We start from the raw sequence: 11,704 nt of genomic DNA, 5'->3' as shown, positions 1-11,704 counted from the left end.
TCAAGGATCTGGCACGGTCGGTTGCCGGATCGGTTCCCGACCAGTCCTCGTCAGGAGGGCAGATCCGGGATCCTCGACAGTTTCCACACGCCGTCGATCTTGTCCAGACCGACGAGATAGGTGCCGCTGGTACTTCCCGCAGCCGCGCCGTCCCTGGTCATCGACACATCCTGGACCAGCAACACCTCGGCCTTGTCGCCCTGCAGGTAGGCGAGACCGGCCTCGCGGACCTCTGCGTCGACGCTCGTCGCGGACTGCTCGTAGCTGTCACGCAACGCGGGCCAGTTCTCGTCCAACTCGTTGACGAGCTTCGGGGTGAGGAATTCCCCCAGGGAGTCGTGATACTCGTCGAGGGTCTCGTGATCGATCGCCACGAGCCGCTGGACGTTGGTCGTCGCTGCCGAGAGGACCTCCTCGGTGGCCTCCCGGTCAACGAACGCCCTGTTGTCCACGTCGACCCCGGGTTCCGTCGCCAGGAACGCCCCGATGGCCCCGGCGGCCAGCCCCGTCGCGATGGCGGAGTACGCGATCGTGCGACCACCGGGCCGACGGCCGGCACGCCGTTCCCCGCGACCCGCCCCGGTTCCGTCGCCGCCCACCTCGTCGTCTCGTGCGTCCCACGACGTGGGGCCCGCGGCGTTCCCGCCCTCGGGTCGGGTCTGTCCGGCGTGTCCGGCCAGCCGCCTACGGGGCGCCGGATTGACCGACTTCTGGGTTCTCTTGATCGGTGGCATCAGCGACTGTCGTCCTTCGTCATCGTCCGGCGGAGGTGGTCGGCGCGGGGGTCGACTCCTCCTCGGTGGCCGGGTCGTCCTGTTCCTCCGGAGCGTCGAGCTCCTCCACGGACCGACCGGACTCGCCTACCGGGACCGTCACACCCACCTGGTTGACCGCGTCGGCCTTCCAGGTGCCGTCCTCTCGCGTCAGGTCCACGCGCATCGCCTGACGGCCTGTGATGTCGTCCTGGCCCTCCCGCTCGGAGTGGGCGGTGAACACCACGAGGACGGCCGCGTCGCCGGCCTCGAGATCCAGGGTCTCGACAGCGGTGTGCGAGACCGTCGCCGTGGTGACCGCCTTCTGCTCCACCACGCGCGTTCGCACATCGTCGGCCCACTGCTCCTGCTCGGCGAGGAACTCACCGGCCGAGGCCTCTGCCAGCTGCTCCAGCGAATCGTCGACGTTCCGGTGGTCGAAGCTGAACGCGTTGATGATCACCTGGGCGGCGACGTCGGCGGCCGCCTCGCGCTCGGACGCCACCTCCTGTGCCGACCGCGCCTGGGCGTAACGCACCCCGAACACCCCCAACGTCGCCAGCCCCGCCACGAGGATGATCGCCGCGAGGACCACCAGCCATCTCGGCACGGTCCCCGTCCCCCCGGGGCGGCGCGCATCCCCGTCCGTTACCTGCGAACCCATGGCGGCGACACTACCGGACCCACCGTCCGCCGAGTCGCCGCCCCGCCGCACGGTCACCGGGGGATCAACCCCTGCAACACCGCGAGCTGCGTGGCCGCCACGGACAGGTTGGCCCTGTCGGGGTCGATCTTGGGCTTGGTGTCCCACGGCTGCGGCACGTCCGGGTGCGCGTACTCCACCCGGTCGGCACCGCGGACGGCGGTGGGGCTGCCGAAGGGCACGGTGCACTGCGCGTCGTAGTTGGGCGGGAAGTTCTGTTCCTGCCAGTCGAAGGACGGGTCCTGCGCCTTCATCTGGTCGATGATCTCCCACGTACCTTCGTACCCCTGCGTACACGCTGGTGGGTTGTTCGTCTCGAGGGACAGACCGAAGTGGATTGTCCCGTCCCCAGGAGCGACGGACATCCCGCCGGCGGCCAGTGCCGGCAACAGCTGCAGGAGCACCTTGAACGACGGCGCCAGTGGATCTATTGTCTTCATCGTCGCCGACAGGTTCCGCACGGCTCCAGAGAGCGGGGCGCCGGAGTTCTCCACCAGATAGCGGGTCTCGTCGGCGAACTCCGGTCCCGTGGTGATCAGCCGTTCCAGGTCGGAGTCCGAGTCACGCAACGCCTCGGTGACCGTCCTGAGATCGCGGGAGAAACTGACGATCTCGCCGGACTGGTCGGCCTGCGTCTCCAGGACGGTCGCCCCGTCGCGGATCAGCGTCTGCAACTGCGGCATGGTGCGGATACCGGACTCGGAAATCCGGATGAGGGAGTCCGAGAGTCGCTCCAGTTGGGGTCCCCGGCCCTGGAACGCCTTGCCGAGTTCATCGACGGTCACCTCGAGATCGTCCAAGGGGACCGATCGGGAAAGGTCGTCGACGGAGGCCAACAGGTTCTCGACGGGTACCGGCAACGCCTCACGTCCGGCGGAGACCACGTCCCCGTCCTCGAGATACGGCGCCGAGCTGCTGTTGGGTCGCAAGTCCACGTACTGCTCTCCGATGGCGGAGCGGTTGGCGACCACGGCCTCGGTGTCCGCCGGGACGTCGGGGGCGCTCGAGTCGAGGTCGAGCTCGACTCGCACACCGTCGTCGGTGAGCGAGAGCTCGCCCACCCGTCCGATCGCCGTGCCGCGGTAGTTGACGGCCGCGTTGGTGAACACCCCGCCGGTCTCGGGTAGGTCCAGATAGACCTGGTACTGGCCGATCCCGAACAGCGAAGGTAAGCGAACGTAGTTGGCACCTACATAGGTGATCCCGACCGCGGCGATCACACAGAAGGCGATGAGCTGGGTGCGGAGTGTCTTGCTCATCGGTTTCCTGGCTCTCCTGGTTCGGGCAGGTAGTTCTCGGAGAACTCCGAGACTCCTGGTGCGGGCTTGGGCACCACCGCCCGGTCCATGACCGGCGGGACCGGCAGGAGCGGCAGCACGATGGTCGTCCGCCGGTCCGGGCCGTTGTCGCCGACCCACGGGTTCTGCGGGTCCACGACGTAGGGCCCGCTCGTGGTGTTCGGACGGCGAACCACCGGTTCGCCCTGATTCGCCCCCAGATTCTGGAGCGTCTCAGAGATCGTCGCGTCCACGGAGAGAAAGATGTTGGCCGCGCCGCCGACGGTCGCCGGGATAGACGAGTCCGGGAACGGGAAGGTGGGGACGAAACCGATCAGTTCGATGAGCTCCGGAGTCGACTCGCCGAGGGACTGCAGCACAGGGCGCAGCGCCCGCAGGTCGGCGATGAGGTCCTCCCTGCTGGTGAGCAGGACTTCCGAGCCGACCTGGCCCAGTGTGTCGACCCGGCGCAGCATCTCCACGAACTGCGAGCGCTGCTCCTCGAGCACCGCCACCCCGGCGGGCAGCTCGTCGAGCGCCGCCTCGATCTGCTGGCGCTGATCGTTGGCACGCGACGTCATGAGGTTCACGCCCTCGAGGGCTTCGGTGATGCTGTCGCGCTGCCGGTTCAGGCCCCCGATGAGCTCCTCCGCCGATCGCAGGGTCCGGGTGAGATCCTCCTCGCGGCCGTCGGTGGCCTTGCGCAGTTCGGCCACGATCGGTTGCAGTTGGTCCACGCCGCCGCCGTTGAGCAACAGCGACAGCGCGCCGAGAACCTGCTCGATGTCGGTAGCCGTGCGGGTGTCCGAACTGGCGATGACGTCACCGCCGGACAGCTCTCCGGTGGGCGGCTCGTCCTCCGGCGGGCTGAGCTGCACGAACTTCTCGCCAAGGAGATTGGTCTGCTGGATCGAGGCCTCGACGTTGGCGGGGAGCTCCATGTCGCCGCGGAGGACGATGTCCACCTCTGCGGTCCACCCGTCCTCCGCCAGCGAAATACCGGACACGCGACCGGCGTCAAGACCATTGACCTTGACCGACGACTGCAGGACCAGGTCCAACACATCGTCGAAGCGGACGGCCACGTGCATGGGGTCCTCACCCAGGTCCGCGCCACCCGGCAGAGTGTAGTCCTCCAGATTCAACGAGCACCCCGCCGCGACGGCGGCCACGAGCGCGCTGGCACCGACCGCGCGGACGGCGCGACCGAGGATGGGCGTGGTCGGCCGGATCATCCCCGTCCCCCTTCCGAGGCGGGCGTCATCGGCCACCCGCGATTGCCCTGGACCGTCCCGGGAACCGGGACAGACTGATTCATCTCGCCAGCGAGGATGCCCAACGGCAGATCCGGGTTCGACGCTTGTAGATCGGCGTTGCGCTGCGGCGCGAGAGCCTCGCAGGCCTCGATATCGGCGCGCCGGAGGTTGTCGAGTTCGGCCAGCATCTGGTCCCCGGGGTTCAGGCGGCCAAGTGTCATGAGCTGGCACAGGACGCCGGCCGGGTCCTGCAACTCCGGGATGTTGAGACGTAAGGACAACAGCCCGGCCTCGGGGTCGTAGGCGCCGAGGAGGTTGGACAGAGCCAACGGAGCAGTCTTGAGGATCTCCTCGATGTCGCCCCTCTGGTCCGCGGTGATCTGACTGAGTCTCACCAAACGGTCCGCATTGCTGCGGATCACGTCCTGGTTGTCCCGCACGACACGCGCGACGTCCGCGAGGGCGTAGCTCAGTTCGGCGAGGGCGCCCTGGAGGTCCTCGCGCTGACCAGCGACAGTCTGGTTGAAGGTCGACATCTGGGAGTTGAACTGCCTCACCTGGGCATCGTTCTGCGCGAGCATCGTGACGAACGACTGCAGATTGACCACGGTCTCGCTGATGTCCTGACTCGAATCCGCCAGCGTCGTCGCGGCCTGCGACAACTCGTCGATCGACCGCCCGAGTGCGGCACCGTTGCCTCCGAGCGTGTCCGCGGACGCGGTGACGAACCGGTCGAGAGCGCCGTCCTTGTTGGCACCCTCCGGGCCGAGAGCATCGGTCAGTTCCTCCACCGAGGCGTAGAGCTTGTCCACCTCGACCGGTGTCGCGGTCCGCTCGAGGGGGATGTGCGCGCCCGATTCCATCTTGGGGCCGCCTGAGTAGGCGGGCAGTAGTTGGACGTTACGGTCAGGGACGACCGAGGGCGTCACCTGGACCGCCTTGGCGTCCGCCGGGACGTCCACGCCCCGGCGGACGTGGAACTCGACCTCGACGGTCTCCCCCATCGGGGTCACCTTGTCGACGGAACCCACCGTGACCCCCAGGATCCGGACATCGGAGCCCTCCGATATTCCGACGGCTGTCGGGAAGGTGGCGGTGATGCTGGTGCGTCCGAACCCCGTGACGGCGAGGAAAATCACAGTCACGGCGGCCACGACGACGACGAGCAGCAGCCCGACGAACGAGTACGGCATCTTCTTGTGCATCAGTTGATCCCACTCTGTCTGGCCGGCGCGCGGGCGCCGGGATAGAAGGGCGGCTCAGGAATACCCGGCGGGACGAGGTTGGTGACCACGGTGTCGAACCATCTGCCCGAGCCCAGAATGTTGGAGTACAGCCGATAGAAGGGCCCGAGGTTGTGGATGGATGCCCTCAGCTCTTCCTCGTGGTCGGTCAACACCGCCAGGGCGGAGTCGAGACTATCCAGGGTCGGCTTGAACTCGGCCTCGTTCTCCGCGACGAACCGGCGGAGTTCGATCGACAGTCCGCGCGTGGAGGCCAACACCAGCTTGAGACTCTCGGCGCGGTCGTTGAGTTCGCCCAACAACTGTCCGGTGCCGATGATCAGGCGCCGGAAGTCGTCATTACGGTCCGCCACGATCTGGGAGCTCGTACGCGTGGCCTCGAGTAGGTTCCGCAATTCGGCGTCCCGGCTGGACACGGTCTGCGACAGACGCGCCATGCCGTCGACCGCGCCCCGGAACTCCTCGGGCGACGCCTGCATCGTATCGGTGAGGGTGTCCAGGCTCGCTGCCAATTTGGCGTCATCGATCTCGTCGAGCGTCTCCGCTGCGGAGGAGAAAGCTGTGACCACGTCGTACGGGGCCACCGTCCGCTCAAGCGGGATCGGCTCCGACGTGTCGAGTTCCCCGGTTCCCGCCGGCGTGAGCGCGAGGTACTTCTGGCCGAGCACGGTCTTGAGCTGGATGCTCGCCCGGGTGTCGTCACCCAGCCAGGCGTCCTTGGCCCGGAAGCCCACGGCCACCTTGTCGCCTTCGAGCGCCACGTCGGTCACGACGCCAACCTTGACGCCGGCCACGCGGACCTCGCTACCGTCCGCTAGCCCGGCGGCCTCGGAAAAGTAGGCTGTGTATTTGGGTCCCGCCCCGACGATCGGTAGCGCGTCGAGTCTGAACGACACGGCGGTCAGGGCGAGGATCACCAGGACCCCGATCGCTCCGATGGTGGCGTTGCTGAACCTCGGCTCGTTCGCACTGCGCTTGCTCATGGGATTCCCCCTGCGTGGCACCGGGGCGCGACGTTCGTGTACACCGGCTGATTGATCGTGGGACCGCCGCTCGGAAGAAGGTTGGGCACGTTGGTGCCTGGGCCGTGCACCACGTCGAGTCCACAGAGATAGAACTGGAGCCAGGACCCGAACGAACCCATCCTGATGAGGTTGTCGGTCTTGCGCGGCAGGTTGATGAGAACCTCGCTGAGCGTGTCGCGGTTCGTCGTGATCTGGTCGGTGACCACCTTGAGGTGGTCGAGCGAATCCGTCACGGCGGGCCGCGTGGCGGTGACGATGTTCTCCGCCGACGAGGTCAGATCCGCCATCGAGTCGAGCGAACTGCCGATAGCGTCGCGCTCGTCGGCGAGTCCCTCGACGAGTTGCCTGGTGGTCACCACGAGCTGCTGGAACTGCACGTCCCGCTCGTTGATGGTCTCGAGGACCCGGGTGAGGTTGTCGATGACTTCGCCGATCACCTGATCCCGATCGGCCAGGTGGTTGGTCAGCTCACCAGTCTGGCGGACCAGGCTCGTCACGGTGCCGCCCTCCCCTTGCAGTACCCGCACCAGCGAGTCGGCGAGCGCGTTGACGTCCTCCGGCTGCAGGGTCGTGAAGAGCGGGCGGAAACCGTTGAACAGCGCCGTGAGATCGACCGCGGGCGAGGTCTTCTCGATTCCGATCGTGCTCCCTTCCTCCAGGGCCGATTGGACGGGTCCGGGCTCCCGGGAGATGTTCAGGTACCGCTGGCCGATCATGTTCCGGAACCGCAGTGCCAGGTGCACGTTGGCCGGCAGCGTGCGGTCGCCGGCCAGGGTGAAGTCCACCTTAGCCAGGTCGCGTTCGTGGATCTCCATCCCGGTGATGTTGCCCACCACGACGCCGGCTATCCGGACGTCGTCGCCCTCCTCCAGCATGGTCACGTCGGAGAAGATCGCAGAGTACTCCGTACCTTCCGCCCGGGTGCCGCCCCTGATGGTCACGGCGAGGACCGAACTGAGCAGCACTGTGACCACGATGAAGACCACCAGTTTGACGAATGACCCCAGCAGGCCGCCACGGAATAGGGCCTTCAGTTTGGCGTTCATCGGAAACCGACCTCCGTTCCGCGAAGCGCCGGGGCGCCGATCTGGCCGATCCAGGCAGGGATCTCCTGCGCGCCGCGCGAGGACGCGACCCCCAGGACGGTTCGGACGGTGTCGGTCTCCAGCGGCGAGCCGGCGTAGGCCATAGCCACCACGTCGGTGTCCTGACCCGCGGTCACGGTTGACGGAAACGGCATATTGGGCTGCTCGGGCACCGCCCGCCCGGGAGCCGGGGGAACCGAGCCACGGTTACGGAGTGCCGGAACCGGCCCGTCCCGGAGAAGCGGATTGGGCAGAGTCGGGATGAACGCGGGCCCCGGATTGCGGGTGGGGATCTGGTAGCTCCCGTCGGCGATCGCCCCGCCGGGGGCCCCACCGAAGTAGAACGGCTCCTGCGCCGGGTCGTAACAGCGGGGACCGCGGGTGTCGAAGAACCGCGGCTCGTCCTGGTTGGGCACGTAACGCCCTCTGGGATTGACGAGCTCGAGCGTCACCCGGATGGCGGGGTGCTCGGTGCCCACGCCCAGGATGGCATCGGACCGGTCCAGAAGTGTCATGAAATTCCCCACCGAGCACGGCAGTGCTGGCGAATACTCAGCCAGGTACTCCAGGGAGGTGCGCGAGTCCACCGCCAGGGAGATGAGGTCGTTGCGGTTAGCGGCGAGGAAACCGGTGAGGACCTCGGACGATTCGCTGATCCGCCGCAGTCCGTCGGCGATGTCGGGGCGGCGCTGGACCACCGTGTCGCCGGTGGTGCGCAGAGCGTCCAGAGCGTTGATGAGATCAGGCAGCGCCTCGGAATAGGTCTGGGAGAATGTCGCCAGATCCTCCAGCCCGGATTCCAGAGCGGGCAACTCCTGGTTGATGCCGTCGAACACCTGTCCGATCTCGACCAGGCTGGCGCCGATCTCGTCCCCACGGCCTGACAACGCCTGGTTGATCGCGCCGAGCGTGCCCGCCAGTTTCTCCGGCGGGACCGCCTCGAGAACGGGGAGTAGCCCGTCCAGGACGCGCCCCAACTCGATCGCGTTGCCGCGGGTGTCCTGCTCGATGGTCGCTCCCGGTTCGAGCGTCCCCACGGGCTGATCGGGGAACCCCAGGTCGACGAACCGCTCACCGAACAACGTCTTGGGGAGCAGGCGGCCACTGACGTTGGCCGGCAGTTGTTCGATGAGCGCCGGGTCGAACTCCATGTTGACCTGCACGCGGTCCCCGTCGGGTTCGACACCGGAGACGCGGCCCACGAGGACACCGCGCGCCTTGACGTCGGCGTCGTTCGGCAGCGCGAACGCCATGTCGTCGGTGTACAGGGTGACGCCGTCCGAGTCGGTGAAGGCGCGGTTGTAGATCGCGATGGTGGTCCCGACGAACGCCAGGACGATAATGATGAAAAGGGCGGCCAGCAACCGCTTGGAGAGTACGGAGAGCTCGTTCATCCCGCCACCCGCACCGTCGTGGTCGTGCCCCAAAGTGCCAGTCCGACGAAGAAGTTCAGGATCGCCACCACGACGATCGTGGTGCGGACAGCGCGCCCCACCGCCACGCCGACGCCGGCCGGGCCCCCGGACGCGGTGTAGCCGTAGTAGCAGTGGATCATCACCAGCACGAAGGCGAAGATGATCACTTTGATGAAGGAGTAGATCACGTCTTCCGGAGGCAGGAACAGATGGAAGTAGTGGTCGAACGACCCTGTGGACTGTCCTTGAATCATGGTGTTGACTCCCCGCGTGGCGAGGTATGACGAGAGCAGACCCACGACGTAGAGCGGAATGACGGCGATGAACCCGGCGATGACCCGAGTGGTGACGAGGTACGGCACGCTCGGAATCGCCATGACCTCCAAGGCGTCGATCTCCTCGGAGATCCGCATGGCACCGAGCTGGGCGGTGAAACCGCAGCCGACGGTTGCGGACAGGGCGAGTGACGCCACGACGGGCGCGACCTCACGGGTGTTGACGTAGGCGGACAGGAAGCCGGTGAGGACCGAGCTGCCGATCTGGTCGAGGGCTGCGTACCCCTGCAGGCCGACGACGACCCCGGTGAACCCGCTCATCATGACGATGACGCCGATGGTTCCACCGAGCACCGCCAGGGTGCCGACGCCGAAGGTCACTTCCGCGATCAGACGCAACACCTCGTGCCGGTAGTGGACGATCGTCTGGGGAATCCAGCGGATAGCCCTCAGGTGGAAGGCGAGCTGGTCACCCAGGGAGTCGAACGAGTTGACCGGGCCACGGACGAGGGCCCTCAGCCGGGCCCGCGTGGGTCCGACATCGGTATGGATCGCCATTACGACCCCTTCGGGGGAACGATCTGCAGGTACATCGCCGTGAGGATGAGGTTGGCGAAGAACAGCAGGAGGAATGTGAGGACCACGCCCAGGTTGACGGCGTCGCCGACCCCCTTGGGTCCGCCCTTGGGGTTCATCCCGCAGTACGAGGCGACCACGCCGGCGATGAGTCCGAAGATCAGGGCCTTGATCGAGGACATGATGAAGTCGGGCAGCTGGGCGAGGGCACCGAACGACATCAGGTAGGCGCCCGGTGTGCCGCCCTGCAGCATGATGTTGAACACGTAACCGCCGGAGATCCCGACGATGGAGACGAGTCCGTTCAGGAGCACCGCGACGAGCATCATGCCGAGCACCCGGGGGACGACGAGCCTCTGGATGGGGTCGATCCCCAGGACGCGCATCGCGTCGAGCTCCTCGCGGATGGTCCGGGCACCGAGGTCGGCGGCCACCGCCGAACCGGCGGCGCCCGCGATCAGCAGTGAGGTCACCAGCGGCGCACCCTGTTGGACGACGGCGAGGACGCCGGTGGCCCCCGTGTAGGCCTCGGCGCCGAGCTGCTGGACGAGCGACCCGGTCTGCATCGCCACGACGGCCCCGAACGGGATCGCCACCAGTGCCGACGGGAGGATCGTCACCGAGGCGATGAACCAGGACTGCTCTATGAACTCACGGAACTGGAACGGTCGCCTGAAGACCCCTCGTAGCACGTCGAGGAACAGTCGGAATACCTCGCCGGCCCCGCCCACCGCGGTCCGGAAGCCTCCTCCGACATCGGCCGGTGACATACCGGCCCGTCCTTCTGGATGCTGGGTCGTACTCTCCGCCATCAAATCCCCCCGGTTCGGTCGACGCGTCAATTCTCGTCGGACCCGTAGTGCTCGTCCACTCCGGACGAGTTGGAGCCCGCGTCCGACTGCGACGAGGTGGCCCCTGCAGGCGCCGACGCGGCGACCTTACCGTTGCCGTGACCGCGAGAGGCCCATTCCTCGCGGATGGCCTGCTGCGCACCCTCCGGCAGCGTGTCGAGCATCTCTGCCACACGCTTCTCACGGCGGATCTCACCCCGGCGCTCGGGGCCGCCCGGGGTGGGCTGCATCTGTGGCGGGACACCCGTGACCTCGTCGGCTCCCGGGGACCCGTCGTTGTGGCCGGCGTCCGCCTGTGCCTGCTCCTCGCGCATCTGCGCGTCGTCCTTCTCCTCGGACATCCCGATCGGTCCCAGCTTGGAACCGCGCAGGAACTGGCGGACCGAGGGCTCCTCGCTCGTGAGCAGCACCTCGCGGGGACCGAACATCACGAGCTTCTTGCGGTAGAGCATGCCCAGGTTGTCCGGGACGGTCCGGGCGAGGTTGATGTTGTGCGTCACGATGAGGATGGTGGCGTCGATCTGCGCGTTGATGTCGATGAGCGACTGCGCCAGGTACGTGGTGCGCACCGGATCGAGCCCCGAGTCCGGCTCGTCCACCAGGATGATCTCCGGGTCCAGGACCAGCGCACGGGCCAGGCCGGCGCGTTTGCGCATCCCTCCGGAGATCTCGGCGGGGAGCTTGCCCTCGGCCCCTGTGAGGCCGGTGAGCTCGAGCTTCTCCATGACGATGCTACGGATCTCGGACTCGGACTTGCGGGTGTGCTCACGCAACGGGAACGCCACGTTGTCGTAGAGGTCCATGGAGCCGAACAGCGCCCCGTCCTGGAACAGGACGCCGAAGAGCTTGCGGATCTCGTAGAGCTCCTTGACGGTGCACTGGAGGATGTCCGTGCCGTCGATGATGATCTTGCCGCGCTCTGGACGGAGCAGGCCGATCAACGACTTGAGGAAAACCGACTTTCCTGTGCCCGACGGACCCAGGAGCGCGCTGACCTCTCCCACGGGAAGGGTGAACGAGACGTCCTCCCAGATCGCCTGCGTTCCGAAGGACTTGGTCAGACCTTCGACGGATACCTCTGCGCCCACGACACCACTCCTCACTGCAGCCATCATCTGTGGCCACGGTCACTATAAACTACCGCTCCGGAGGCATGCTTTGTTACATCCCGTGGAAAAGTGTTTCGTTTTCGCGGCCAGAGGGCAGGCGGGCGTGAGGAAACGGGCGAGTGGAACGCAAATAGGA

At 66.9% G+C, this 11,704-nt stretch carries 11 protein-coding genes; all 11 read right to left on the bottom strand.

Features of this window, described 5'->3' with window-relative positions; all coding sequences use genetic code 11:
* Positions 1 to 50: 50 nt before the first annotated feature.
* The gene (locus tag G6024_RS14865; RefSeq protein ID WP_069389562.1) at positions 51 to 734 is read right to left on the bottom strand and encodes a hypothetical protein; all 684 of its coding nucleotides are present in this window, start codon (positions 732 to 734) and stop codon (positions 51 to 53) included.
* A 19-nt stretch (positions 735 to 753) separates the two neighbouring features.
* Positions 754 to 1,416: an Rv1363c family protein gene (locus G6024_RS14860; protein ID WP_194307491.1), complete on the bottom strand. Its 663-nt coding sequence runs from the start codon at positions 1,414 to 1,416 to the stop codon at positions 754 to 756.
* A 53-nt stretch (positions 1,417 to 1,469) separates the two neighbouring features.
* Positions 1,470 to 2,714 (bottom strand): MCE family protein, encoded by a 1,245-nt coding sequence (locus tag G6024_RS14855; protein ID WP_159149061.1) that lies wholly within the window; start codon positions 2,712 to 2,714, stop codon positions 1,470 to 1,472.
* Complete coding sequence (locus G6024_RS14850; RefSeq protein WP_159149060.1) at positions 2,711 to 3,967, bottom strand: MCE family protein; 1,257 nt, start codon at positions 3,965 to 3,967, stop codon at positions 2,711 to 2,713. Before G6024_RS14850 ends, G6024_RS14855 begins: the two co-directional genes overlap by 4 nt.
* A complete protein-coding gene (locus G6024_RS14845) occupies positions 3,964 to 5,193 on the bottom strand; it encodes an MCE family protein (protein WP_063971833.1) in 1,230 nt (409 codons plus the stop codon). Before G6024_RS14845 ends, G6024_RS14850 begins: the two co-directional genes overlap by 4 nt.
* Complete coding sequence (locus tag G6024_RS14840; RefSeq protein WP_159149059.1) at positions 5,193 to 6,215, bottom strand: MCE family protein; 1,023 nt, start codon at positions 6,213 to 6,215, stop codon at positions 5,193 to 5,195. Before G6024_RS14840 ends, G6024_RS14845 begins: the two co-directional genes overlap by 1 nt.
* Positions 6,212 to 7,303 carry an MCE family protein gene (locus tag G6024_RS14835; protein ID WP_063971831.1) on the bottom strand — a complete coding sequence of 364 codons (1,092 nt, stop codon included), beginning with the start codon at positions 7,301 to 7,303 and terminating at the stop codon, positions 6,212 to 6,214. The genes G6024_RS14840 and G6024_RS14835 overlap by 4 nt, the downstream gene beginning before the upstream one ends.
* On the bottom strand, positions 7,300 to 8,736 hold the full coding sequence (locus G6024_RS14830; protein WP_159149058.1) for an MCE family protein: 1,437 nt from the start codon (positions 8,734 to 8,736) through the stop codon (positions 7,300 to 7,302). The genes G6024_RS14835 and G6024_RS14830 overlap by 4 nt, the downstream gene beginning before the upstream one ends.
* Positions 8,733 to 9,590, bottom strand: a complete 858-nt coding sequence (locus G6024_RS14825) for an MlaE family ABC transporter permease (protein WP_007631815.1) — start codon at positions 9,588 to 9,590, stop codon at positions 8,733 to 8,735. The genes G6024_RS14830 and G6024_RS14825 overlap by 4 nt, the downstream gene beginning before the upstream one ends.
* Complete coding sequence (locus tag G6024_RS14820; protein ID WP_067716806.1) at positions 9,590 to 10,378, bottom strand: MlaE family ABC transporter permease; 789 nt, start codon at positions 10,376 to 10,378, stop codon at positions 9,590 to 9,592. Before G6024_RS14820 ends, G6024_RS14825 begins: the two co-directional genes overlap by 1 nt.
* A gap of 68 nt (positions 10,379 to 10,446) precedes the next feature.
* Positions 10,447 to 11,547, bottom strand: a complete 1,101-nt coding sequence (locus G6024_RS14815) for an ABC transporter ATP-binding protein (protein WP_132063034.1) — start codon at positions 11,545 to 11,547, stop codon at positions 10,447 to 10,449.
* Positions 11,548 to 11,704 lie beyond the last annotated feature (157 nt).

The organism is Dietzia maris (assembly GCF_014144855.1).
Taxonomy (GTDB): Bacteria; Actinomycetota; Actinomycetes; order Mycobacteriales; family Mycobacteriaceae; genus Dietzia; species Dietzia kunjamensis.
Note: the sequence above shows the minus strand (reverse complement) of the source record. Positions and strands in the feature narration are given on the sequence as shown.

Excerpts from the sequence above, each read along its gene's own strand:
- G6024_RS14850 (WP_159149060.1), bottom strand. The coding sequence starts at position 3,967 with ATGATCCGGCCGACCACGCCCATCCTCGGTCGCGCCGTCCGCGCGGTC.
- G6024_RS14865 (WP_069389562.1), bottom strand. The coding sequence starts at position 734 with ATGCCACCGATCAAGAGAACCCAGAAGTCGGTCAATCCGGCGCCCCGT.
- G6024_RS14825 (WP_007631815.1), bottom strand. The coding sequence starts at position 9,590 with ATGGCGATCCATACCGATGTCGGACCCACGCGGGCCCGGCTGAGGGCC.
- G6024_RS14835 (WP_063971831.1), bottom strand. The coding sequence starts at position 7,303 with ATGAACGCCAAACTGAAGGCCCTATTCCGTGGCGGCCTGCTGGGGTCA.
- G6024_RS14860 (WP_194307491.1), bottom strand. The coding sequence starts at position 1,416 with ATGGGTTCGCAGGTAACGGACGGGGATGCGCGCCGCCCCGGGGGGACG.
- G6024_RS14830 (WP_159149058.1), bottom strand. The coding sequence starts at position 8,736 with ATGAACGAGCTCTCCGTACTCTCCAAGCGGTTGCTGGCCGCCCTTTTC.
- G6024_RS14840 (WP_159149059.1), bottom strand. The coding sequence starts at position 6,215 with ATGAGCAAGCGCAGTGCGAACGAGCCGAGGTTCAGCAACGCCACCATC.
- G6024_RS14820 (WP_067716806.1), bottom strand. The coding sequence starts at position 10,378 with ATGTCACCGGCCGATGTCGGAGGAGGCTTCCGGACCGCGGTGGGCGGG.
- G6024_RS14855 (WP_159149061.1), bottom strand. The coding sequence starts at position 2,714 with ATGAGCAAGACACTCCGCACCCAGCTCATCGCCTTCTGTGTGATCGCC.
- G6024_RS14845 (WP_063971833.1), bottom strand. The coding sequence starts at position 5,193 with ATGCACAAGAAGATGCCGTACTCGTTCGTCGGGCTGCTGCTCGTCGTC.